Source organism: Streptomyces sp. NBC_00523, from assembly GCF_036346615.1.
Lineage (GTDB): Bacteria > Actinomycetota > Actinomycetes > Streptomycetales > Streptomycetaceae > Streptomyces.
The window spans coordinates 3895572-3920819 of record NZ_CP107836.1; the positions used below are offsets into that span (position 1 = coordinate 3895572).

At 70.2% G+C, this 25248-nt stretch carries 8 protein-coding genes, 3 rRNA genes and 3 pseudogenes; 8 read left to right on the plus strand and 6 right to left on the minus strand.

Features of this window, described 5'->3' with window-relative positions; translation table 11 throughout:
• Positions 1-76: 76 nt before the first annotated feature.
• Positions 77-1654 carry a sporulation protein gene (locus OHS17_RS17600; RefSeq protein WP_330312933.1) on the minus strand — a complete coding sequence of 526 codons (1578 nt, stop codon included), beginning with the start codon at positions 1652-1654 and terminating at the stop codon, positions 77-79.
• A 1257-nt stretch (positions 1655-2911) separates the two neighbouring features.
• Here OHS17_RS17600 and OHS17_RS17605 point away from each other — a divergent pair.
• On the plus strand, positions 2912-5023 hold the full coding sequence (locus OHS17_RS17605) for an asparagine synthase-related protein (RefSeq protein ID WP_330312934.1): 2112 nt from the start codon (positions 2912-2914) through the stop codon (positions 5021-5023).
• Between the two features lie 177 nt (positions 5024-5200).
• A pseudogene (locus tag OHS17_RS17610) lies at positions 5201-8627 on the plus strand (AfsR/SARP family transcriptional regulator).
• Between the two features lie 60 nt (positions 8628-8687).
• Here OHS17_RS17610 and OHS17_RS17615 read toward each other — a convergent pair.
• The gene (locus OHS17_RS17615; RefSeq protein ID WP_330315284.1) at positions 8688-10727 is read right to left on the minus strand and encodes a sigma-70 family RNA polymerase sigma factor; all 2040 of its coding nucleotides are present in this window, start codon (positions 10725-10727) and stop codon (positions 8688-8690) included.
• 219 nt (positions 10728-10946) lie between these two features.
• Positions 10947-11822, minus strand: a complete 876-nt coding sequence (locus OHS17_RS17620) for a TetR/AcrR family transcriptional regulator (protein WP_383166118.1) — start codon at positions 11820-11822, stop codon at positions 10947-10949.
• A 421-nt stretch (positions 11823-12243) separates the two neighbouring features.
• Between OHS17_RS17620 and OHS17_RS17625 the strand changes: the two genes are divergently transcribed.
• Positions 12244-13560 carry an NAD(P)/FAD-dependent oxidoreductase gene (locus OHS17_RS17625; RefSeq protein ID WP_330312935.1) on the plus strand — a complete coding sequence of 439 codons (1317 nt, stop codon included), beginning with the start codon at positions 12244-12246 and terminating at the stop codon, positions 13558-13560.
• 179 nt (positions 13561-13739) lie between these two features.
• Positions 13740-15386, plus strand: coding sequence for an ATP-binding SpoIIE family protein phosphatase (locus OHS17_RS17630; protein WP_330312936.1), 1647 nt, complete (start codon positions 13740-13742; stop codon positions 15384-15386).
• Between the two features lie 9 nt (positions 15387-15395).
• Here OHS17_RS17630 and OHS17_RS17635 read toward each other — a convergent pair whose 3' ends face one another.
• Positions 15396-16691, minus strand: coding sequence for an MFS transporter (locus OHS17_RS17635; RefSeq protein WP_330312937.1), 1296 nt, complete (start codon positions 16689-16691; stop codon positions 15396-15398).
• A 156-nt stretch (positions 16692-16847) separates the two neighbouring features.
• On the opposite strand from OHS17_RS17635, the gene OHS17_RS17640 reads away from it, so the two are divergent.
• The 4 genes from OHS17_RS17640 to rrf all read left to right on the plus strand — a co-directional run bounded on the left by OHS17_RS17640 (position 16848) and on the right by rrf (position 23225).
• A complete protein-coding gene (locus OHS17_RS17640; RefSeq protein ID WP_018101704.1) occupies positions 16848-17402 on the plus strand; it encodes a MarR family winged helix-turn-helix transcriptional regulator in 555 nt (184 codons plus the stop codon).
• 674 nt (positions 17403-18076) lie between these two features.
• Positions 18077-19602, plus strand: a 16S ribosomal RNA gene (locus OHS17_RS17645).
• 302 nt (positions 19603-19904) lie between these two features.
• Positions 19905-23030 (plus strand): 23S ribosomal RNA (locus OHS17_RS17650).
• A 78-nt stretch (positions 23031-23108) separates the two neighbouring features.
• Positions 23109-23225: ribosomal RNA gene (gene rrf / locus OHS17_RS17655) — 5S ribosomal RNA — on the plus strand.
• Together the 16S, 23S and 5S rRNA genes form the textbook arrangement of a ribosomal RNA operon.
• Positions 23226-23297: 72 nt before the next feature.
• On the opposite strand, the pseudogene OHS17_RS17660 reads toward rrf, so the two are convergent.
• Positions 23298-23840: pseudogene (locus tag OHS17_RS17660) on the minus strand (response regulator); the annotation flags it as partial.
• Positions 23837-25120: pseudogene (locus tag OHS17_RS17665) on the minus strand (sensor histidine kinase). The pseudogenes OHS17_RS17665 and OHS17_RS17660, both read right to left, overlap by 4 nt.
• Positions 25121-25248 lie beyond the last annotated feature (128 nt).

The following is a 25248-nucleotide window of genomic DNA, read 5'->3' on the forward strand; positions in this document are numbered from 1 at the left end:
TGACAACGCACTCAAACCCGTGCGGTCAGCGTGGCGGTTCCCCGGAAGCGGGACCTCCATGCCGACGTCGGGATTTCTATGCCGGGGCGACCAGAAGGGGGCGGGCGCGCTCGCGCAGCTCCACGACGCGCGGCTCGTCCCCGTACGGCTCCAGTCGGTGCAGCAGGTCGCGTACGTACTCCGTGGTCCGCGCCGACGAGATGCGGCCCGCCACCTCCACGGCCCGGGTGCCGGCAGCGCAGGCGGCGTCCAGATTCCCCGACTCCAGCTCGGCGACCGCCGACACGACGAGCCGCAGCCCGTGCGAGCGGACGAACTCCTCGGTGGGCCGGGACAGCGCCTGCTCGGTGAAGCGCCGGACCTGGCGGGGCGCCTTCAGGTCGAGATGGCACTCGGCGGCGTCGGCCGCGAACCGGTCGTACGAGTAGAAGCCGAGCCACGCCGGGTCGGCGTCGCCCTCCCGGGAGCGTTCGAGCCAGCTCTCGGACGCCTTGAGCGCGGCCCCCGCGGCCGGCGCGTCGTTCGCCTTCGCATGGGCGCGGGCCTCGACCAGGCGGAAGAAGCTCATCGTGCGGGCGGTCGCGAGCCCCCGGTTGCGCTCGACGGCGGCCTGCGCGAGGTCGACGCCCTCGTCGGCGAAGCCGCGATAGGTCGCCTGGAGCGACATCGACGCCAGGACGTAGCCGCCGAGCGGCACGTCGGCCGCCGCCCGGGCGAGGCGCAGCGCCTGGATGTAGTACCGCTGGGCCGCCTCCTGCTGGCCGGTGTCGAAGGCCATCCACCCGGCGAGCCGGGTGAGCTCGGCCGCCGCGCCGAACAGCGCCCGGCCGACCTCGTCGCTGTACGAGCCGAGCAGGAGCGGGGCGGCGTCCACGCGTAAGCACTCGGGGACCATCGAGGAGCGCCAGTCGCCGCCGCCGTACTTGGAGTCCCAGCGGCGCGCGTCCTGGGCGGCCTCGCGGAGTTTGGATACGTCGCTGTGGCCGACGCGCAACGAGGAGGCGTCGCCTCCGGATTCGGGGCCGGGCTGGGCCGGGATCAGGAGGCTGTGGCCGGTGGCCGTCCCGGTCGCCTGGGCGGGCGACGCGGCAGTGCCCGGCTGGGCGGGCGCCCCGGCGGGGCCGTGCGCCCCCGGTGCGCCGTGCGCGCCGGTCGGCTGCCCCCCGGCCGTGGCCGGTGCCCGCGCGACCGAGGGGTCGGCGGGGGATATCAGCCAGCGGGACGCGGGTGTGGCGTAGGCGCTCACCGAGAACGAGCCCGCGAGCGACTGCCAGATCCCGCCGCTGCCCGCGCGCCGCCCGGCCAGATCCAGCCGGTACAGCTCCGTCGCGGACCGGACGGCCGCGTCCACGTCACGCGGGAACGCCAGGCCGACCTCCGGCGCCGGATCGGCGTCGGCGAGACCGATCTCGTGCAGCGGGACGGGCCGGCCCAGCTTGGCGCCGATCGCCGCGGCGATGAGATGGGGCGCGGCGCCCTGGGGCACCATGCCCTTTGAGACCCACCGGGCGACCGACGTCTTGTCGTAGCGGAGGGTCAGTCCGCGCTGCGCCCCGAGGTCGTTGACCCGTCGGGCGAGCCCGGCGTTACTGATTCCCGCGAGGGCGAGAACGGTGCCGAGCTTCTCGTTCGGTCCTCGTTGCTCCCTGGACATGGCCACCCCTCGACACACAGACGGCAGCCGCGTCACCGTCTCGGCGCGCGGCATTCGTACCGTGTTCTCCCCAGGGACGAACCCTGTCACTCCGCCCGCACACGCATTTGGCCGTGCCCCGGGGAATATGCCGCCCTGCAGAGAACATCAGTGCACCCAGCGTAGTTCGTCGCATCCCTACCGTTAAGGGCCGGACGTCCGTATGGCGGGATTGTTGTCCGTCCCGGCCACGCGCGGGGTGCTGTGGGGCGGGAGGTGACGCGAGGGGCGTGCGGGGCGGTGGAGGCGAACACGCGGCGGAGGAAGGGAAAAGGAAGAGCGGGGGAATGGCGGCGGTGCGGGGGAGGGGGAGTGGAGATCGCCGGAGCGGGATGCGGGCCGGCCCGTGAGGGTGTGCGATTCCGCTTCGCGGCGGCGGTGTACGGGCTTCGTCGCGCCGCTTCCTCTCCCTGCCGACCAGCGCGGACCGGCGCGCGGGGCGTTCGTGTCCGCTGTCGCCCCGCTCGATCCCGGCGGGTTCGGCCGGGGTCCTCCGAGGGCTCCGTGCGTGCACCCTGGTGTGTGGCCGTGCGCCCGCACGTGCGCTCTGGCCCGGTCCCGGAGGCGGCGCTTGCATGGGTGGTGCGTGGATCGGCCCGCCGCGTCCGATGCGGGGGGCTGGGGGATATCGCCGCCTCATTCCCCGCAGGCGGTGGACCGGTCCGGGGGGCGAGGCCCGCCTCCCGGACCGTGTGTTCCCGGGGGTCCCCGGGTGGGGACCTTCGGTGCGGCGGGTGGATGGCCGAGCGGATGCGCTGACCGGGGCGTCGGCGGCCAAGTGTGTTGATACCGGAGCGAATCGGTCCATGGAGCGGATGGCCAACGGTTCCGTTCCGCCCTGAGATTGGCCGGATGTCGACGGTCGGACGAGGTCGGGCCGGGGGAGGCGGGTGCCCTCCCGCCGTCGCGGGATCCGGGTCCGGGCGTTGGCCGGAAGCGGGCCGTTCGCGCGGGGCCGTACCGGGGAACGCAACGCCCGGAATCCGCACTTCCGTTGCTCTCCCGGGCGACGCGCGCGAGCCCCGCACGGATCGCGCGTCCCGGTGTCCGCCCAGCGGCCTTTGCCAGGGGCGCATGCGCTCACGACGTGCGCCGTCCGTAGCCACTCCTGCGCGCCGTTGTCGTGGCAGCATGTCCGCAACGGCGCCGATCGTCACCGGAGTTCTCCGGCTGCTTGCCTGCCGCGCCGTTTTTTGTCCACAGCCTGTGGAGGCGGCGATGCGTTGGTTGGTGGGTTGGAGCAGTATCGCCGCGAGCTTCGGCACGGCCGGGGCGGTCGGCGGCAGCGACGACGGGCGCACGATGCACCCCGTGGGCTCCCAACTCCTGTGGGGCGACCCCGATCCGCTCTGGGCGGTCGGCGACTGGCGGCCCGATGAGATCCGCACCGTCCGGGTGGACACCGCCGAAGGCGCCCCCATGGTCCGGCTCGCCGTCCTCGGCTGCTGCGGGGCCACCGACGAACAGCTGCGCGTCGGTCTGCTGGCCGCCCGGGGCGGCGCCCTGCGCCACCTCACCGCGTGGACCGGCAGCTACACGGTCGTCGTCCAGATCGGCCGCCGGATCACCGTCGTCGGCGACCTCGCCGGGGCCCGCCCGGTCTTCTACACACCGTGGGCCGGGGGCACGGCGTACGCCACCGCCGCGCTGCCGCTCGCCGATCTCATCGAGGCCCAGCTCGACATCGGCCACCTGGCCGCCCTGCTGGCCTGCCCCGAGACCCCGGAGGCGCTGCGCGACGGCACCCCCTACGCGGGCGTGAAGCGCATCCCGCCCGGCCACGCCCTGATCCTCCGCGAGGGCTCGCGCGAGATCACCGGTTACGAGGCGGTGGCCTCCCTCGCCGTCGCGGCGCCCGAGCTCGACCCGGTGAGCGCCGTCGACGGGGTGCGCGACGCCCTGGTCGAAGCGGTACGCGCCCGGCTCCTGGCCCCGCGCCACGCCCCGGAGACCCTGCCGCCCGACCCCGGCCCGGTCCCCGGCATGGGCCCGGCCGAACGCCGCGCCGCCCGGGGCGCGCCCGTGCCCGGCATCGGCGCCGACCTCTCCGGGGGCAGCGCGTCGGCGACCCTCGCCCTGCTCGCCGCCGGTCTGCCCGGGCTGCCCGGCACGATCCTGGGCCACGGCACCGGGGCGGGGGAGCGGCTGCTCGCGGTCACCTTCAACGATCTGACGACCCGCGCCCACGAACCCGAACTCGAACGGGCCCGCGCCATCGCGGCCAACCCCCGGCTGCACCACGTCGTCGTCGCGGCGGGCGAAGAGGCCCTGCCCTACGCCGAGCTGGGGGCCGGGCCGCTCACCGACGAGCCGGCTCCCTCCCTCGTCCTCGCCGAACGGCACCGGCGCCGGCTCTCAGCGGGCAGCGCCGACCACTTCGTGGGCGCCGGTGCCCGGCAGGTGCTCGACGCCCACCCGGCCCGCCTCGCCGACCTGCTGATGGACCGGCGCCGCCGCCACCTGCTGCGCCCGGTCGCCGCCCTCGCCAAGGCCGAAGGCCCCTCCGCGCACTCGCTGTTCGTGCCGCTGACCGTCTACCGGGCGGCCCGCAAGCTGGCCCGTACGTCCTATCGCACCGGCCTCGAAACGGCGGCAGGGCGGCTGCCCGAAGCCAACCGCCTCGCACCCGGCCTCGACACCCCGGCCGATGCGTCGCTCGCCGCACTCGCCTGGTCGAGACCGGGCCCGGCCGCCCGGTGGCTCACCGGGGAGGCGCTGGCAGAAGTATCGGTTCGTCTTCAGGAGGCGGCGATCCGCCCCTCCTCGGTCCAGCGCCCCGGCGAGGCCCGCGCGAGGGCCGCCCTCGCCCGCAGCGCCGCCGACCACCGCATCCTGGAGCAGGCCGCCGAGATCCGCAGCCAGCGGCTGCACGCCCCCTTCCTGGACAACCAGGTCGTACGCGCGGCCCGCGCGCTGCCCGAGTCGCTGCGGGTCCAGCCGGGCGCCCGTGCGGCGATCCTGCGCCGTGTCCTGGCCGGCGCGGGCATCCACGAGCTGCCGCCCGGCTGGGGCGCCCCCTCGCAGCACACCTCGACGGCGGTGACCCGGACCGGGCTGCGCGCCGCCCTGCCCGAGTTGATCGCGCTCTTCGACGCCCCGCTGCTCGCCGACGCCGGTCTCGTGGAGGCCCGCGTCGTGCGCAAGGCCCTGCGCGCGGCCTCCGAGGGGGAGCCGCTGCCCCTGGACGGCCTTGCCGAGCTCGCCTCCACGGAGCTGTGGCTGCGCCGCCTCGTCTCCCGGCGCGGCACCTGCTGGACCGGTACGGCGGCCCCCCGGCAGCGCGCGGTGGCGGGAGGTGTGGTCCCGGCCCGGCGCTCGCTTCAGGGGTGAGGGGGTGGGGCGCGCCGGGGTGGGTTCGTCCTCAGGTGTCCCGGGGCGGGGGTGCGCCGGGTGGGTTCGTCTCCACGTGTCCGCCGGGGCGGGTGCCCGTCGGGTGGGTTCGTCCCCAGGCGTCCCGGTCCGTCCGACCGCTGCTCACCGGCACTTCCGCCGGGACACAATGGTGCCGTGCGGTATCTGATCCTGGGCGCCACCGAGGCGCGAGACGAGAACGGTGGCGCGCTGCCCCTCGGTGGCAGCAGGCTGCGCGCTCTTCTCGCCGCCCTCGCCCTGCGGCCGGGACGCCCCGTGCCCGTGGCCGACCTCGTGGACGACGTCTGGGCGGACGATCCTCCCGCTGACGCGCCCGCCGCCCTCCAGGCCCTCGTCGGGCGGCTCCGCCGGGTGCTGGGCCGGGAGGCGCTGGCCAGTACGCCGGGCGGTTACCGCCTGACGGCCGGCCCGGACGACGTCGACCTCTATGTGTTCGAGCGGCTGGCCCGGCAGGGCGGGGCCGAACTGGAGGCGGGCGCGCCGGACCGCGCCGCCCGGACCCTGCGGACCGCCCTCGCCCTCTGGCGCGGCCCGGCCCTGGCCGACCTGCCCGACGGGGACCAGGGTCATGCGCTGCGCCCCGAGGCCCACCGCATCGCCGCCCTGGAACGCCGCATCGAGGCGGACCTGCGCCGCGCGGCGGGTGGTGCGGGGAGTGCGGGCCCGGGCGGGGGTGCGGGCCCGGGCGGCACCGGGGCCGCCATGGAGTCCGCTTCCGGGACGCCGGCCCTCGCCGAACCCCTCACCGCAGAGCCCGGCGAGGCCGCACCCCCGGCCGCCGCCCTGGTCGCCGAGCTGACCGAGCTGACCGCCGCCCACCCGTACGACGAGCGCTTCCGGGCCCAGCTGATACGGGCCCTGCGCGGCGACGGCCGGCAGGCCGACGCTCGCCGCGTACGAGGACGCGCGCCGCGCCCTCGCGGATGGGCTCGGCACCGATCCCGGGCCCGAACTGTCGGCCCTGCACCGCGAACTCCTCGCCCCGGCGCCCGCGCCCGCCGAAACCGGGTTGTTTCACGTGAAACCCGGTCGGAGCAATCTGCGTCCCCGGCTCACCTCCTTCGTGGGGCGCGAGCCCGAACTGCGCGCCATCCGCGAGGACCTGACCCGGTCGAGGCTGGTCACCCTCACCGGCCCCGGCGGCTCCGGGAAGACCCGCCTCGCCGAGGAGTCCGCCGCACATCTGGCCCCTGGACCGGGCGAGGCTCCGCCGGATGTCTGGATCGCCGAACTCGCCCCCGTCGAAGACCCCGAGGCCGTCCCGGGCGCCGTGCTCTCCGCGCTCGGGCTGCGGGAGACCGCCCTCCTGCGGGATACCGCCCTCGATGCCGCGCCCCCGCGCACGGACCCGGTCGACCTGCTGGTCGACCGGCTGGGCCACGGCGCCCGCCCCGCACCCGTTCTTCTCGTTCTCGACAACTGCGAGCACGTCATCGGCGCCGCCGCCGCGCTGGCCGAGAGCTTGCTGACCCGCTGCCCACAGCTGCGCATCCTCGCCACCAGCCGCGAACCGCTCGCGGTGCCCGGTGAGTCCGTGCGACCGGTCGACCCCCTGCCGGCCGACCCCGCGCACCGCCTGTTCACGGAGCGGGCCAGGGCCGTGCGCCCCGGCTTCGACCCCGGTCAGGGGCCCGCGCACGACGCGGACGCCGTCGCTGAGATCTGCCGTCGGCTGGACGGGCTGCCGCTCGCCATCGAGCTGGCCGCCGCCCGACTGCGCCTGCTCGGACCGCGTCAGATCGCGGACCGGCTCGACGACAGGTTCCGTCTGCTGACGGGCGGCAGCCGGACCGTGCTGCCCCGCCAGCAGACGCTGCGCGCGGTGGTCGACTGGTCCTGGGACCTCCTGGACGAGGACGAGCGCACCGCCCTGCGCCAGGTCTCCGTCTTCGCGGGTGGCTGGGACCTGGCCGCCGCTGAAGCGGTCATCAGGACACCGGCCGTCCCCGGCGGGCCCGCCACCGACACCGCCGACCTGCTCGGCGCGCTGGTCGACAAGTCCCTGGTGGTGGCCGCCCCGGGCGCGGACGGCGCGATGCGCTACCGGCTCCTGGAGACGATCCACGAGTACGCCACCGAGCGGTGCGCCGAGGTCCCTGAGGTGCGCGCCGCCGTCGAGAGCGCGCACACCGCCTACTTCCTCGCCCTGGTCGAGAAGGCCGATCCGCTGCTGCGCTCCGACGAGCAACTGCCCTGGATCCAGCGTCTGGAGACCGACCTCGACAACATCCGGGCCGTGCTCCAGCGCACCACCTCGCCCGCCTCCTCCTCCGAGGCGGAAGCGGCCCGTCTGGTGCTGGCCATGGGCTGGTTCTGGTGGCTGCGCAACTACCGCTCCGAGGGGCTGTCCTGGAGCCGGAAGGCCCGTGAGCTCGGCCCCGAACCCACCGACGAGTCGGACCCCCGGTACTGGCCCCGGATGGACCTGCACATGCTGTGGTTCTTCTTCGCGGCGGAGAGCGGGCACTCCGCGATGGCGCACGACGACACCGCGCTCCACGCGCTCGTGATGCGGGTGGCCGACGCCTTCGCCACCTCGCTCACCCACAGCGTCCGGTTCCCGGGACTGCTCTGGCCGATGACCGCGTATCTCACCGGTACGCCGGAGGACGCCCGGGAGAAGATCGACGCGGCGGTCGACAACGCCCGCGAGCACGGCGGCCCGTGGGAGTACGGCGTCATCCTGATGTTCCGCGCGCACATGGTGGTCGACATGCCGGGCGGCATGCCCGGGATCGATGACGACCTGGACGAGCTGCGCACCCTGAGCCGGCGCGTCGGCGACCGCTGGATGCGCGCCCAGGTGGCGAGCGCGGCGGCCGAGGCGGGCATGATGCGCGGACGCTACGCCGAGGCCCGCACCGCGTACGAGGAGGCGCTGCTGCTCGCCCGCGAGGTCGGCGCCCACGCCGAGGCCCCATTCCTCCTGGCCCGGCTCGCCGAACTCTCCTACCGCACCGGCGACCTGGCGGAGGCCCGTCAGCGGCTGGACAGCTCGGAGGCCGAGGCCGAACGCCACCAGGCCCATGACGCCAGCGCGTACGTCCACTACCTGCGTGCCACGATGGCGTTCTACCGGGGCGACATCGCGGACGCCCGGCGGCTGCTCACGGCCGCCCTGGAGGAGGCCGGGCGCGGTGGCCCGCCGTCCCACTTCACCGTGGCGATGGCCGGCCTGTCGGCCCGGATCGCGGTGCACGAGCCGGGGCCCGACGGCGGCCTCGTCGCCGGGGCGCGCGGGCTGACCGGCTCTCTCGTCGCGGCCAAGGAGGCTCAGTGCGCCGAGATCGTCACGGGGCATCTGGCGGACGGCGCGGCGTCGGTCCTGGCACAGCTCGGCCACCACGCGGTGGCTGCCCGGGTGTCCGCCGCCGCCGACGACTGGCGGCGGACGTCGAGCCCGCGGACCGAGGGGGAGCTGGCCGAGACCGACGCGGCCGAGCGCCTGAGCCGCGAGGCGCTGGGCTCCGCGCGCTACGAGGAGGAGCGCGCCGCGGGCAACGGGCTGTCCCTGGACGACGTCATCGCCCTGCTGCAGGAGGTCGTCGCGGACCTGCCGTGACACCGGGCCTGCTGTGCCGAGCGCGGCCCGCCCGCGCCGAGGGGCGGGCCCCCGCGATCCTCAGCGGCAGCTGATGCGCGACTCGGCCCAGTCCGCGAGGGCGGCCCCGCCGAACGGCTGCTCCGGCTCGACCACCAGCCGGATCCGCTCCTGGCCCGCCACGTTCACCCCGACCGGCACGGCGGGGTCGTTGCCCCGGACCACGGCGGACTGCCAGAGCCGCGTCCCGTCCCCGCCGAACACCGAGAACCGCACCGCGCCGAGCCCCATGGTGAGGTCGTCCACCCCGGCCATGGCCTCGTAACGGGTGCACTGGCGGTTCAGCTGGATGACCACGGAGGAGCGGCCGTTCACGGTCACCCCGTGCGCGTACTGCGTGCCGCCGACCGATACGCCGGAGCGCTGCCAGACCCAGCCGCTCTCTCCGAGCACCACCTCGGGTGCGGTGTGGTCGCCGAAGAGGGAGTAGTCCAGCTCGTTGACCTGGTAGACGTCCGGCGCCGGAGCGGGAGGCGGCGGTGTCGGGGCGGGCGGGCTGGGGGGCGGCTTCGGCGGTGGGGACGTCGGCGGCGGCGTGGGACTCGGCGGCGGCGTCGGCTTCGGTGTCGGCGTGGGCGTCGGTTTGGGCGTCGGGGTGGGCGTGGGCTCCGGCGGTGTGGGGGCCGGCGGCGCGGGCTTCGGGGGCGTGGGCTCCGGAGGAGCCGGCTTCGGCGGCGTCGGCGAGGGCACCGCGGGCGCCACGGCCGGGGGCTTGGGGACCGGCTTCGCCTCGGGCCGGGGGCTGTCGTCGCCCACCAGGGCCCAGACGAGCCCGGCCGCAGCCGCGACGGCCACCGCCGCGGCGATGCCGGCCTTGGCGGGCGCGCCGAGCCCCTCGGAGGCCGCCGCACCCCCCGCCGTGCCTGCGGACGAGCCGCTTCCGGTAGCCGCCGCGGCGGCACTCGCCCCGGCGGCGCCGACCGCGCCTCCCGCCACGATTCCGGCGGCCTTGACGGCGTACCCGGCGGCGAACCAGCCGATGACCGCGACCGGGAGCAGCGCGGGGATGCCGGCGTTGACGTGGGCCAGCTCGCCCGCCGCGACGCGGCACTTCGCGCACTCGTCCAGATGCCCCCGCAGCCCGCGCTCCGCCCGCATCCGCAGCCCGCCCCGGGCGTACGCGCCGAGCCGGTCCGCGTACCGCGCGCAGTCGCCGCCGGAGGTGAGCGCCTGGCTCACATGGGCCTGCAGATACGCCTGCTTGAGCCCTTCACGTGCCCGGCTGGCCAGCACCGACGTGGCGTTGGCGGTCAGCCCGAACAGGGGCGCGATGTCGCTGGGCGACTCCTCCTCGACGGTGGTGTGCCACAGCACCGCCTGCCAGCGCTCCGGGAGGCTGCGGAACGCCTGCATGGCCATCGACTGCTCGGCCTCGTGCATCGCGAGCACGTCCGCCCCGAGGTCGAGGGTGTCGTCGTCGGACACCTCGGACGACCGGGCGGCCTGGGCGGCGAACGCGGCGAAGTCGTCCACCAGTTGTTCGCGCTTCGCGGTTTTCGTCCAGGCAGCGGCCACATGCCGGACCGCCGTCATCAGGTAGGCGCGCACCGCCTCCTCGGGCCCTTTGCCGCCCCGTACCGCCTGGAGCGTCCGGGCGAAGACCTCGGCGGTCAGGTCGTCGGCGGTGTGCGCGTCCCGGCAGCAGGTGCGGGCGTAGCGGCGCACGGCCTGGGAGTGGCGCCGGAACAGCTCGTCGTAGGCGAGGTTGTCGCCCTCCCGCATGCGCTGGATCAACTGCGCGTCCGACGGCCCCGCCGCCGCGCCGTCCGCCCCGCCGGAGCCCCGCCCCGCCCGCTGCATGGGCACGGCGGGAACGGCCTCGGCCGGACCCGCGCCGGGGCTCTCGGAAGCGCTCTCCGCTCCGCCGCCGTCGGCCGGCGCGGGCGGCCAGGGGCCCGGCAGGACCGTTCCGCCTGGGTCGTCCGCCTCCGTGTCGACCTCGTGGTGGCCGGGGACGGCCTGGCTCGGCACCTGGTGCCCGGGTGAGCCGGCCGGCTCCGTACCGCCGCCGGCGGTGGACACACCGTCGTACGACTCTTCCCTCTGCCCGTCACCGCTCATCGCGGACGCCCCCGTATGCGCCATCGGACCCGAATACCGGGCAAGCGTGCCACAGAGCGCCGATGCGGCGTGCCCTCAGTCCCACCAACCACTCATCCGGGGCGTCCTCGCTAAATGCGAGTGCTGGTCGGCACTCCTTCGGGGAAGGAGCGAGGGGTTGGGTTGACGCGGCAGCGGGCGGGAGGCAGGGCATCGCGGCCCCGCCCCGCGCGGCACCCGTCACTCGGGACGCGAGCGCAGCCCCTCCAGCAGGATGTCCAGCAGCCGGGAAGAGGCCGCCGCCTGCTGGGCCGCGTCCGGCAGCGAAGGCGCGGCCGTCGCGATGACCAGCAGGACGTCCGACACCGTCACATCGTGGCGCAGCTCGCCCGACGTCCGGGCCCGGTCGACCAGCCGCCCCACGACCTCCAGCAGCTCGGCCGCACCGGCGCCCAGGTCCTCGTCGCCGGCCTCCGGACCGGTCCGCTGCCGGGCCACCGCCCGGGGCGCGGCCGTGCCCGCCTCCTGCCGCTGCTGCGGCACCCGGGGCTCGTCCCCGCCCTCGCCGGCCTCACCGACCACGGTCGAGTCCTCGGCCTCCACACCGACCCGCAGTATCTGCGGCGGCAGGAGCCTCCCCGCCCCCGAGGCCACGGAGGTCCGCAGGAAGCGCGAGAGCGCCGACCACGGCTCGTCCTCCTGCCCGAGCGCGGAACGCGCCTGGTCGGTCAGCCGGGCGGTCTCCTCCTCGGCTATCCGGCGCACCAGCACGTCCTTGCTGGGAAAGCGCCGGTAGACCGTACCGACGCCGACCCTGGCCCGACGGGCCACGTCTTCCATCGGGGCCCCGTAACCGAGCTCCCCGAACACCTCGCGCGCAGCACGCAGTACGTGCTCGAGATTGCGCTGCGCGTCCACCCGCAGCGGGGCGGACCGTGCGTGCGCCGGCACACCGGCGGGCTGGGCACCGAGGCCGTTGCCCAGCGCGTTCACCGCCGCCGGAGGCGCGGTCGTCGTGGTGCCGCCCGTTCCGTTGAGGGTGCCAACTGCCCCGATGTGTCCGCTGCTTTCAGGCGCGACAGCAGTGGTCGGCCAATGCGATTCCTGAATGTCCATAACTGTTCCCCCGGTTATGACGCGTCTCCCCCCGGAGACTCCCGCCGTGTCCGTCGAGGGTGGACCGATCGTCACCGTCCGACACCCCGACGACATACGAACATAGTTGAGCCCGGGTCAATTCAGAAGGGGGCAGTTCCGCCCGGAGCGCCCCCGGATCGGCGCAAGGACCGGTTGGTCACCACTTGATCCCCGTCCCGGCCCCCTGCCGCAATGCCTGACCTGCGGGGCTTGCGTACCAAGGGTCCGTCCCGCACCACCGGCCCGTCCACGACCTCCGGTCACACAATTTGCCGGGCCTGTGGACAAATTCCGGTGCACGTTGCGTCATGGGGTGGTGATGGCTTCAGCTTCCGGGGGCACACCCCCCGGCCCCCCGCCCGGCACGCGCATTCTCGTCGTCGGCGGAGGCTACGTCGGGATGTACACAGCGCTGCGTCTCCAGCGGAAGCTGAAGCAGAGACTGAGAAGCGGCGAGACCGAGATCGTGGTGGTCGCGCCCGAGCCCTATATGACGTACCAGCCGTTCCTCCCCGAGGCCGCCGCCGGCTCGATCTCGCCGCGCCATGTCGTCGTACCGCTGCGCCGCGTCCTGCCGCACTGCACCATCGTCATCGGCGAGGCCCGGGCCATCGACCACACCAAGCGCACCGCGACCGTCACCACCCTCGCCAGCGGTGAGGACGGCACCGGCGCCCTGGAGATCGCGTACGACGAGCTCGTCCTCGCCCCCGGGTCCGTCTCGCGCACCCTCCCCGTCCCCGGCCTCGCCGACCACGGCGTGGGTTTCAAGACGATCGAGGAAGCCATCGGGCTGCGCAACCACGTCATCGAACAGATGGACATCGCGTCCGCCACCCGGGACCCCGCCGTCCGAGACGCCGCCCTGACCTTCGTCTTCGTCGGCGGCGGCTACGCGGGTGTGGAGGCGCTCGCGGAACTGGAGGACATGGCCCGCTACACCTCGCGGTACTACCACAACATCAAGGCCGAGGACCTGAAATGGATCCTCGTGGAGGCCACCGGCCGCATCCTGCCCGAGGTCGGCGAATCCCTCGGCCGGTACGCCGTACGGGAACTGCGGGGGCGCAACATCGACGTACGCCTCGACACCCGGCTGGACTCCTGCGAGGACCGCGTCGCCGTCCTCAGCGACGGCTCCCGCTTCCCCACCCGCACCCTCGTGTGGACGGCCGGCGTCAAACCCGCCCCGCTCCTCGCCGCCACCGGCCTCCCCCTGGACGAACGCGGCAGGCTCGTGTGCACCGCGAAGCTCACCGTCGAGGGCACCGAACACGCCTGGTCGGCGGGCGACGCCGCCGCCGTTCCCGATCTCACCGCCGCCGAAACCGGCCGCACGACCGCCCCCAACGCCCAGCACGCCGTCCGCCAGGCGAAGGTCCTCGCGGACAACCTGGTCGCCGCGCTCGACGGGGGACCGCTCACCGAATACCGCCACAGCTACGCGGGCTCCGTCGCCTCGCTCGGACTCCACAAGGGCGTCGCGCACATCTACGGGCGTCGGCTGAAGGGCTATCCGGCCTGGCTGATACACCGCATGTACCACCTGAGCCGGGTTCCCACCTTCAACCGGAAGGCACGCGTCCTGGCCGAATGGACGCTCGCCGGTCTCTTCAAACGCGAGATCGTCTCCCTGGGCTCCCTGGAGCACCCCCGGGCCGAGTTCGAACTCGCCGCCGGACGCCGCCCGCGGCCGGACGGGGACGACTGTCAGTAGGGTCCGACACACTGGACGTGTGACCATGGGTGGGCCCACATCTGCACAGAGTGACCCGGCCGGCAGCAACCGACAGTGACCAGCGAAAACCGCCCCAGGAGCGACGAACGCGCCCGACGCCCTGGCAGAGGAAGCACCCGCCCGAGCGGACCAGACCGACACACGAGGCCAGAAATTCCGTGAACTTCACGCGTTGGAGCGCCCGCCTCCCCGGTACGCAGCGTCGCGCCGCCCGGGAGGACCACAGCTCCGTACCGGCGGCCCGCGCCGAACCGGGCGCCGCCCCGCCGCAGGGCGGGACCGTCGGCGTCCCGCTGCCCTCGGCGCCCGACCTGGAGGACCTCTCCGCCCGCGACATCCTGGGCCGGCTGCCCGCCCTCGTCGCCCTGGTGCACGGCCCCCACCACCACATCGCCTACGTCAACGACGCGTACGCCGCCGCCTTCGGCCCCCGCCCCTGCGGCGCCCCGGCCGCCGAGGTGATGCCCGAGCTGGCCGAGATCGGCCTGCTCCCCCTCATGGACCAGGTCCTGCGCAGCGGCACCCCGCGCACGGTCAAGTCCCGCAAGGCCGCTGACGGCCGCTCGTACACCGTGACCTGCACTCCTGTGCGCCCCGACCAGGAGAAGGGCCGCGACAGCGGAGTCCTCGTGTACGCGGCCGACGTCACCGATCACGCCGAGGCCGCCGAACGGCTGCGTGCCAGCGAGGGCCGCCACCGCGAAACCGCCGTCACCCTCCAGCGCTCGCTGCTCCCGCAGGAGCTGGAACAGCCCGACGACCTGCGGATCGCCGCCACCTACCAGCCGGGCGGCACGGACGCCGCGGTCGGCGGCGACTGGTACGACGTCATCACCCTCGGCGCGGGCCGCACCGCGCTGGTCATCGGGGACGTGATGGGACGCGGGGTGCGCGCCGCCGCCGTCATGGGTCAGCTCCGCACCGCCGTACGGGCGTACGCCCGGCTTGACCTTCCGCCGCACGAGGTCCTTCAGCTGCTCGACGGGCTCGCCGCCGAGATCGACGCCAGCCAGATCGCCACCTGCGCCTATGCCGTGCACGACCCCAACGAGGGGCTGCTCGTCTATTCCTCCGCTGGCCATCTGCCGATCCTGGTGCGCGACGAGGACGGCACGGTCCACCGAGCGGAGGAGCCGATCGGCCCGCCGCTCGGCACCGGCGGCTGGATCCACACCTCGGGCACGATCCCGCTGCCGCCCGGTTCCACCGCCGTCCTCTACACGGACGGGCTGGTCGAGCGCCGCAGCGAGGACATCGACGAGGGCGTGGGCGCGCTGGAGCGGGCGCTGTCCGGGGCGACGGGCGCGCCGCAGGTCGTCTGCGACCGGCTGATCCGCTCCCTCAACGTCACCGCGGAGCACGACGACGACGTGGCGGTCCTGGTCGTGCAGCACCCGGCGCGCACGGGCGCCGCCGCGGAGCTGTTCCACAACGCCTCGCTCGAACTGCTCGGCGGCATCGAAGCGGCTCCCCGCGCCCGCGCCTTCGCGACGGGCGTGCTCGCCTCGTGGCGATTCCCGGTGGAGCTGTGCGACCTCGGGGTCCTCGCCGCCGGGGAGCTCGTCGCGAACTCCCTCCAGCACGGCACCCCGCCGATGCGCCTCGGCCTGCGCCGCACCGACCGCCGCCTGATCATCGAGGTGACCGACGGCGACGACCACCTGCCGCGCCGCCGCCGCGCCGAACCGGCGGACGAGGCGGGCCGGGGCATCGAGATCGTCGCCTCGATCGCCACGTCGTGGGGGAGCCGCCGCACGCCGGGCGGCGGCAAGGCCGTGTGGTGCGAGTTCGTCCTGCCGCGGTAGCGGCCGCGCTCAGCGCGCGGCGGCCATGGGCTCCGGCGCGCTCTCCGGCACGGAGACGGCCACCACCCGCGACGGCACGTGCGCGAGCGAGGGCTGGTCCTGTACGGGGGTGAGCCGTCGGCCGAGCCGCAGCGCGAGCGCGGTGATGCCCAGCGAGAACAGCACGAACGTCACGATGTACGGGCCGTGCAGCGAGGCCCCCATCGGACCGCCCACGGCCGGGCCGACGGCCAGCGCGAGCTGCTTGCAGAGCGCGAACGCCGAGTTGTACTGGCCCACCATCGACTCCGGCGCCAGGTCCGCCACCAGCGGCGCGACGGTCGGCGACAGCATGGACTCGCCGAGCCCGAACAGCGCGTACGTGGAGATCATCGCGGCCGTCGCCATGGTCTGGCTGCCGTGCCCGAGGCCCGCGTAACCGGCCACGATCCAGGCGAAGGCCCAGATCAGGCCGACCGCCGCGATGACCCGGGTGCGCCGCCGGCGCTCCACGAGACGCAGCACGACGAACTGGGCGACGACGATCACAGCGGTGTTGGCGGCCAGCGCGATGCCGAGCGTGGAGGGCTCGATGCCGGCGGCCTCGGTGCCGTACGCCGCGAGCCCGGACTCGAACTGCCCGTAGCAGGCGAAGAACAGCACGAAGCCCAGCACGCACAGCTGCACCATCGCGCGGTGCGAGAGCAGCGTCCGCAGTCCGCCGCGCGGGGCCGGTGCCCCGGCCGCCGCCTCCGGCGCGCTGACGGGGGCACTCGGCATCCGCACGGTCGCCGCGATGACGCCGAGCACCAGGAACATGACCGCTTCGATCAGGAACAGCAGCGTGAACGACGCCGGGCTGCTCGTGTCGACGATCTGCCCGCCGACCAGACCACCGATCCCCAGGCCCAGGTTCTGCAGGAAGAACTGCATCGCGAAGGCCCGGGTGCGGGTCGCGGGACCGGTGCACCGGACGAGCATGGTGGCGAGCGCGGGCTGCATGACGGCGGTGCCGGCGCCGAGCACGGCAGCCGCCAGAACGGCGGCGGTGACCTGCGAGGACACACCGAGCGCGACGGCGCCCAGGGAAGCGACGGCTGAGGCGGCGATCAGCACGGGCAGCGGACCGCGACGGTCGATCGCCCGGCCGGTGAACGGCAGCACGGCAAGCGCCGCCATGGCGAAGACCGCCAGCACGATCCCGGCCGTACCGGCGCCCAGATCCCGTACCTGCGCCACATAGACGTACAGATACGGAACGGTGAACCCGAGCCCGAACGCGCTCAGCGCGCTCCCCAGCTGGATCCGCCGCAGTGCTGCGCCCATTTCCCTGGTCACACTCACCTACCTCAAGCTCTCGAAGCCTCTGAGTCGTACCGATCGAACGACTCGAACCCGAAGACTTTATCACTAAAGTTAGACGTTGAACACTACGACTCGAAGGACTTCGACGGCTATGGGTGGCGTGCCATACTGCGCGCCATGTCCGACACCACCGAGCCCGGACTCGATGAGCCGAGCCTCGACGAGCAGATCGCCGCCTACCAGCGCGAGTACCGCGACCTGGACCCCCAGGTCGAACAGGTCGTCTCCGCACTCGGCCGGCTGAACCGCCGGATGAACGTCGCGTACGGGAGACAGCTCGCCGCGCTCGGCATCAGCAACGCGGAGTGGGAGGTCTTGAAGACCCTGGTGCTGGGCGGAGAGCCCTACCGCCTCGGCCCCGGCGAGCTCGCCAAGCGGCTCGGTCTCACCCCGGCCGCGATGACGCACCGGATCGATCGGATGGCCGGTGAGGGCCTGGTGACGCGCGACCGGGACGAGAACAACCGCGTCCGCGTCATCGTGGAGCTGACGGACGAGGGCCGTACGAAGTGGCTGGAGGCGATGCGGATGGCCACGGACTTCGAGGCGGACCTGCTCCAGGATCTCGACGGCGAGGAGCGCGGGGTGCTCGGCGCGATGCTGACCCGCCTGCTGCGGAGGGTGGAGCACGCCCAGCCGGACGCCGGCGGCCGGCTCACCGACCTGGACTGAGCGGCCCGGCGGGGCAGGTGGGGAGGGGTTGACACGCCCCTCGGCGATCCGTAAGGTTCTTCGGGTTGCCACGGAGCCTGAACGGTTCTGCGGCAGCCGATCCCGCCGCAGACGCGGCACACCAAACTCAGCACGATCTCCCGTTCGGGGAAATTTCGGCATGCCGAAATTAATTTCGAAGGCCCGATTATGAGCCGCCGGGAAAATCCGCTAGAGTTTTGGACGTCGGAAGGGCCCAACAGCCCGGAGGACAAGCCCCGCTGACTGGGAATCAGGCCCGAAGGGATCTGATAGAGTCGGACTCGCCGGAAAGGGAAACGCGAAAGCGAAGAACTGGAAAGCAGAAACCGCTTGACCCGCTTCGACCGGGAATCGGACACGAAAGAGTCTGATAGAGTCGGAAACGCAAGACCGAAGGGAAGCGCCCGGAGGAAAGCCCGCAGGGGTGAGTACAAAGGAAGCGTCCGTTCCTTGAGAACTCAACAGCGTGCCAAAAGTCAACGCCAGATATGTTGATACCCCGGCCTGCTTCGGCAGGTTGGTGGTTCCTTTGAAAGTCCTGCCGAGTCATTGACTGGGTAGGCAAAACACAGCGAGGACGCAGTGGACGACGGGTCATATTCCGACCCTGTTCGTTCCGCTCTCGTGATGTGTCTCCCGATTACGGGAAAACATTCACGGAGAGTTTGATCCTGGCTCAGGACGAACGCTGGCGGCGTGCTTAACACATGCAAGTCGAACGATGAAGCCCTTCGGGGTGGATTAGTGGCGAACGGGTGAGTAACACGTGGGCAATCTGCCCTTCACTCTGGGACAAGCCCTGGAAACGGGGTCTAATACCGGATAATACTTTCTCCCTCCTGGGAGAAGGTTGAAAGCTCCGGCGGTGAAGGATGAGCCCGCGGCCTATCAGCTAGTTGGTGGGGTAATGGCCTACCAAGGCGACGACGGGTAGCCGGCCTGAGAGGGCGACCGGCCACACTGGGACTGAGACACGGCCCAGACTCCTACGGGAGGCAGCAGTGGGGAATATTGCACAATGGGCGAAAGCCTGATGCAGCGACGCCGCGTGAGGGATGACGGCCTTCGGGTTGTAAACCTCTTTCAGCAGGGAAGAAGCGAAAGTGACGGTACCTGCAGAAGAAGCGCCGGCTAACTACGTGCCAGCAGCCGCGGTAATACGTAGGGCGCAAGCGTTGTCCGGAATTATTGGGCGTAAAGAGCTCGTAGGCGGCTTGTCACGTCGGTTGTGAAAGCCCGGGGCTTAACCCCGGGTCTGCAGTCGATACGGGCAGGCTAGAGTGTGGTAGGGGAGATCGGAATTCCTGGTGTAGCGGTGAAATGCGCAGATATCAGGAGGAACACCGGTGGCGAAGGCGGATCTCTGGGCCATTACTGACGCTGAGGAGCGAAAGCGTGGGGAGCGAACAGGATTAGATACCCTGGTAGTCCACGCCGTAAACGTTGGGAACTAGGTGTTGGCGACATTCCACGTCGTCGGTGCCGCAGCTAACGCATTAAGTTCCCCGCCTGGGGAGTACGGCCGCAAGGCTAAAACTCAAAGGAATTGACGGGGGCCCGCACAAGCAGCGGAGCATGTGGCTTAATTCGACGCAACGCGAAGAACCTTACCAAGGCTTGACATACACCGGAAAGCATCAGAGATGGTGCCCCCCTTGTGGTCGGTGTACAGGTGGTGCATGGCTGTCGTCAGCTCGTGTCGTGAGATGTTGGGTTAAGTCCCGCAACGAGCGCAACCCTTGTTCTGTGTTGCCAGCATGCCCTTCGGGGTGATGGGGACTCACAGGAGACTGCCGGGGTCAACTCGGAGGAAGGTGGGGACGACGTCAAGTCATCATGCCCCTTATGTCTTGGGCTGCACACGTGCTACAATGGCCGGTACAATGAGCTGCGATGCCGCGAGGCGGAGCGAATCTCAAAAAGCCGGTCTCAGTTCGGATTGGGGTCTGCAACTCGACCCCATGAAGTCGGAGTTGCTAGTAATCGCAGATCAGCATTGCTGCGGTGAATACGTTCCCGGGCCTTGTACACACCGCCCGTCACGTCACGAAAGTCGGTAACACCCGAAGCCGGTGGCCCAACCCCTTGTGGGAGGGAGCTGTCGAAGGTGGGACTGGCGATTGGGACGAAGTCGTAACAAGGTAGCCGTACCGGAAGGTGCGGCTGGATCACCTCCTTTCTAAGGAGCATCTAGATTCCGCAAGGAATCCAGAGCCACTACGTCGGCAAATGTTCGACGGTGGTCAGCTCATGGGTGGAACGTTGACTACTCGGCACGACAAGTTGTTTGTCACTAGTACTGCTTCGGCGTGGAACGTGTAGGAACAACTGGTCGGGTCGGGCACGCTGTTGGGTATCTGAAGGTACGGGCTCGTTTGAGTCTGTCCTTCGGTTGCCGGCCCCAGTGAACTCGCCCGTGAGGGTGGGGTGGTGGGTGGCTGGTCGTTGTTTGAGAACTGCACAGTGGACGCGAGCATCTGTGGCCAAGTTTTTAAGGGCGCACGGTGGATGCCTTGGCACCAGGAACCGATGAAGGACGTGGGAGGCCACGATAGGCCCCGGGGAGCTGTCAACCGAGCTTTGATCCGGGGGTGTCCGAATGGGGAAACCCGGCAGTCGTCATGGGCTGTCACCCGCTGCTGAACACATAGGCAGTGTGGAGGGAACGAGGGGAAGTGAAACATCTCAGTACCCTCAGGAAGAGAAAACAACCGTGATTCCGGGAGTAGTGGCGAGCGAAACTGGATGAGGCCAAACCGTATGCGTGTGATACCCGGCAGGGGTTGCGCATGCGGGGTTGTGGGATCTCTCTTTCATAGTCTGCCGGCTGTGAGACGAGTCAGAAACCGTTGGTGTAGGCGAAGGACATGCGAAAGGTCCGGCGTAGAGGGTAAGACCCCCGTAGCTGAAACATCAACGGCTCGTTTGAGAGACACCCAAGTAGCACGGGGCCCGAGAAATCCCGTGTGAATCTGGCGGGACCACCCGTTAAGCCTAAATATTCCCTGGTGACCGATAGCGGATAGTACCGTGAGGGAATGGTGAAAAGTACCGCGGGAGCGGAGTGAAATAGTACCTGAAACCGTGTGCCTACAAGCCGTGGGAGCGTCGCGCATCGAGCTTGCTCGGTGCGTCGTGACTGCGTGCCTTTTGAAGAATGAGCCTGCGAGTTAGCGGTGTGTAGCGAGGTTAACCCGTGTGGGGAAGCCGTAGCGAAAGCGAGTCCGAATAGGGCGTTTGAGTTGCACGCTCTAGACCCGAAGCGGAGTGATCTAGCCATGGGCAGGTTGAAGCGGAGGTAAGACTTCGTGGAGGACCGAACCCACCAGGGTTGAAAACCTGGGGGATGACCTGTGGTTAGGGGTGAAAGGCCAATCAAACTCCGTGATAGCTGGTTCTCCCCGAAATGCATTTAGGTGCAGCGTCGTGTGTTTCTTGCCGGAGGTAGAGCACTGGATAGGCGATGGGCCCTACCGGGTTACTGACCTTAGCCAAACTCCGAATGCCGGTAAGTGAGAGCGCGGCAGTGAGACTGTGGGGGATAAGCTCCATGGTCGAGAGGGAAACAGCCCAGAGCATCGACTAAGGCCCCTAAGCGTACGCTAAGTGGGAAAGGATGTGGAGTCGCAGAGACAACCAGGAGGTTGGCTTAGAAGCAGCCACCCTTGAAAGAGTGCGTAATAGCTCACTGGTCAAGTGATTCCGCGCCGACAATGTAGCGGGGCTCAAGCGTACCGCCGAAGTCGTGTCATTCCAGCATAAAGGGCCAACGCCTGCTGGGATGGGTAGGGGAGCGTCGTGTGCCGGGTGAAGCAGCCGCGGAAGCGAGTTGTGGACGGTTCACGAGTGAGAATGCAGGCATGAGTAGCGATACACACGTGAGAAACGTGTGCGCCGATTGACTAAGGGTTCCTGGGTCAAGCTGATCTGCCCAGGGTAAGTCGGGACCTAAGGCGAGGCCGACAGGCGTAGTCGATGGACAACCGGTTGATATTCCGGTACCTGCTTTGAAACGCCCAGTACTGAATCAGGCGATGCTAAGTCCGTGAAGCCGGCCCGATCTCTTCGGAGTTGAGGGTAGTGGTGGAGCCGACGAACCAGACTTGTAGTAGGTAAGCGATGGGGTGACGCAGGAAGGTAGTCCAGCCCGGGCGGTGGTTGTCCCGGGGTAAGGGTGTAGGACGCACGGTAGGCAAATCCGTCGTGCATATAAGTCTGAGACCTGATGCCGAGCCGATTGTGGTGAAGTGGATGATCCTATGCTGTCGAGAAAAGCCTCTAGCGAGTTTCATGGCGGCCCGTACCCTAAACCGACTCAGGTGGTCAGGTAGAGAATACCGAGGCGTTCGGGTGAACTATGGTTAAGGAACTCGGCAAAATGCCCCCGTAACTTCGGGAGAAGGGGGGCCATCACTGGTGATCCGATTTACTCGGTGAGCTGGGGGTGGCCGCAGAGACCAGCGAGAAGCGACTGTTTACTAAAAACACAGGTCCGTGCGAAGCCGTAAGGCGATGTATACGGACTGACGCCTGCCCGGTGCTGGAACGTTAAGGGGACCGGTTAGCTGCTCTTCGGGGTGGCGAAGCTGAGAACTTAAGCGCCAGTAAACGGCGGTGGTAACTATAACCATCCTAAGGTAGCGAAATTCCTTGTCGGGTAAGTTCCGACCTGCACGAATGGCGTAACGACTTCTCGACTGTCTCAACCATAGGCCCGGTGAAATTGCACTACGAGTAAAGATGCTCGTTTCGCGCAGCAGGACGGAAAGACCCCGGGACCTTTACTATAGTTTGATATTGGTGTTCGGTTCGGCTTGTGTAGGATAGGTGGGAGACTTTGAAGCGGCCACGCCAGTGGTTGTGGAGTCGTCGTTGAAATACCACTCTGGTCGTGCTGGATGTCTAACCTGGGTCCGTGATCCGGATCAGGGACAGTGTCTGATGGGTAGTTTAACTGGGGCGGTTGCCTCCTAAAGAGTAACGGAGGCGCCCAAAGGTTCCCTCAGCCTGGTTGGCAATCAGGTGTTGAGTGTAAGTGCACAAGGGAGCTTGACTGTGAGACCGACGGGTCGAGCAGGGACGAAAGTCGGGACTAGTGATCCGGCAGTGGCTTGTGGAAGCGCTGTCGCTCAACGGATAAAAGGTACCCCGGGGATAACAGGCTGATCTTCCCCAAGAGTCCATATCGACGGGATGGTTTGGCACCTCGATGTCGGCTCGTCGCATCCTGGGGCTGGAGTCGGTCCCAAGGGTTGGGCTGTTCGCCCATTAAAGCGGTACGCGAGCTGGGTTTAGAACGTCGTGAGACAGTTCGGTCCCTATCCGCTGTGCGCGTAGGAATATTGAGAAGGGCTGTCCCTAGTACGAGAGGACCGGGACGGACGAACCTCTGGTGTGCCAGTTGTTCTGCCAAGGGCATGGCTGGTTGGCTACGTTCGGAAAGGATAACCGCTGAAAGCATCTAAGCGGGAAGCCTGCTTCGAGATGAGTATTCCCACCCTCTTGAAGGGTTAAGGCTCCCAGTAGACGACTGGGTTGATAGGCCAGATGTGGAAGCCCGGTAACGGGTGGAGCTGACTGGTACTAATAGGCCGAGGGCTTGTCCTCAGTTGCTCGCGTCCACTGTGTTAGTTCTGAAATAACGAACAGCCGTGTTTTCATCCGGTTGGTTCAATTTCATAGTGTTTCGGTGGTCATTGCGTTAGGGAAACGCCCGGTTACATTCCGAACCCGGAAGCTAAGCCTTTCAGCGCCGATGGTACTGCAGGGGGGACCCTGTGGGAGAGTAGGACGCCGCCGAACTCCTTTTAGGAAGAGCCCCGTGCCCTTGTGGCACGGGGCTTTTCTGCGTTTCAGCCCGGGGAGACCAGCCGGGCGCTCGGAGATTTCGGGATTGGTCCAGCCCTGGCCGATCACCGTCAGGATCTCCCGTTCCCGGCCGGTGAGGCCGGCGATGCGCAGATCCTGGGCGGCCGGTTCGCCCGGTTCGGCGGGCAAGTGCTGTACGTACGCGTCCAGGAGCCGCCGGGTGAGGCTCGGGGCGACCACCGCGTCGCCGAGGGCCACGGCCCTGATGCCGGACAGCATCTCCTCCGGCAACGCGTCCTTGATCAGGAAGCCGCTGGCGCCGGCGCGGAGGCCGTCGTACGCGTACCGGTCCAGGTCGAATGTCGTGACGATCAGGACGCGGGTGCGGGAGCCCGTCCTGATGATGCGGCGGGTTGCCTCTATGCCGTCCAGGAGCGGCATGCGGATGTCCATCAGGGCCACGTCCGGCTGGTGCCGGGCGACGAGCTGAAGCGCTTCGTGGCCGTTGGCGGCCTCGCCGACGACCGTCATGTCGTCCTGGCTCTCCAGCAGCATGCGGAAGCCGAAGCGTTGCATCGGCTGGTCGTCCGCGATGAGCACGGTCGTCACGAGGGGGAGTCCTCCAGGGGGAGCCGGAGCCGTACCTGCCAGCCGCCTTCGGCGGACGGTCCGGCGTCGAGTGTGACGTCGTACAGGGAAGCGCGTGCGCGCATCCCTGTGATGCCCTGCCCAGTGCCTGCGGAGCTCCGCTCGTTCCGGGGCGGGTTGCCATTGTCCGTGACGAGGGCTTCCAGCGCGCCGGGCCGGTACGTCAGGGTGACGTCGGCCGCGAGTGACGGTGAAGTGCCCGCGTGCTTCAGCGTGTTCGTCAGGGACTCCTGCACCACCCGGTAGACCGTCAGCTGACGTCCTGGTGTGGGCGGTTGGACCGGAGGCGTACCCCGTACTTCGAGACGTACCGGCAGACCTGCCTGGCGTACGCCCTCCAAGAGTGCGTCGATGTCGTCCAGGGTGGGCTGCGGGGTGCGGTCCGCTTCCTCCGGCTGGTCGCGCAGCACACCGAGCAGGCGGCGGAGTTCGGCGAGGGCCTGGCGGCTCGTGGTGCCGATGGCCTCCAGCGCCTGGACCGCGCGCGCCGGGCTGCGGGCCGCCGCGTACGAGCCGCCGTCGGCCAGGGTCGTGATGACGGAGAGGTTGGGGCCGATGATGTCGTGCATCTCCCGGGCGATCCGGGTCCGTTCGGCAGCGGCGGCCAGACGGGCCTGCTGCTCGCGTTCGCGTTCCAGGCGGTCGGCCCGGTCGAGAAGGGCCTCGGTGTACTCCTTGCGCGTACGCACCAGGATTCCCGCCAGGGCGGCGATGGCGAACATTCAGACGTGCGGGAGCAGGAGGCGGCCCCCGACCTCCGGGAACCGGCCCGAGGTGATCACCAGCGGTGCGGCGATCAGGACGCCCGACCAGGCGAGGGTGCGCATCGGGAGGCGTACCGCGATGGTGAAGACCACGATCTCCTGGAGCAGCGCCGCCTGGATGAGCGCACCCGTCCACACGTTGGCCAGCGAGAACGGCGCCATGAAGAGGAGCACCGCGAGCGGGTGGTTGCGGCGCCACAGCAGCGGGACGGAGAAGGCCGCGCTCATGGTGAACACCAGCGGTGCCGGGACGTGCGGGTCCGCCGCGACCGTGCGCCAGCCGCCCGACGAGACGTCGAGGACGGCGAACAGCACCCAGCAGGTGGTGAGGACGCCGTTCCAGACCGACGGCCGGCGCTGATCGATGGCGCGGATGCGCAGGAACAGACGCTGTATGGGTCCGGTGAGCGGGGTGGCGGTGGACGGCGGACGCCACCGGTCCCCGTAGCGCCTGGTGAGTGCGTGTGCCCTGATCATGCGGTCGACGCTACGGAGCGGGCGAGGGCCGGTCGTCGGACCGGAGGGCGGAATGTGCGGGGGCGTGTAGTACCGGGGGACGACACGTGGCAGGCGGGACCAATCCGTTTGCGTGGTCTCGGGAGGGC

Coding starts and splice junctions, on each gene's coding strand:
- OHS17_RS17635 (WP_330312937.1), bottom strand. CDS start 16,691: ATGGGCGCAGCACTGCGGCGGATCCAGCTGGGGAGCGCGCTGAGCGCG.
- OHS17_RS17605 (WP_330312934.1), top strand. CDS start 2,912: ATGCGTTGGTTGGTGGGTTGGAGCAGTATCGCCGCGAGCTTCGGCACG.
- OHS17_RS17615 (WP_330315284.1), bottom strand. CDS start 10,727: ATGAGCGGTGACGGGCAGAGGGAAGAGTCGTACGACGGTGTGTCCACC.
- OHS17_RS17620 (WP_383166118.1), bottom strand. CDS start 11,822: ATGGACATTCAGGAATCGCATTGGCCGACCACTGCTGTCGCGCCTGAA.
- OHS17_RS17600 (WP_330312933.1), bottom strand. CDS start 1,654: ATGTCCAGGGAGCAACGAGGACCGAACGAGAAGCTCGGCACCGTTCTC.
- OHS17_RS17625 (WP_330312935.1), top strand. CDS start 12,244: ATGTACACAGCGCTGCGTCTCCAGCGGAAGCTGAAGCAGAGACTGAGA.
- OHS17_RS17640 (WP_018101704.1), top strand. CDS start 16,848: ATGTCCGACACCACCGAGCCCGGACTCGATGAGCCGAGCCTCGACGAG.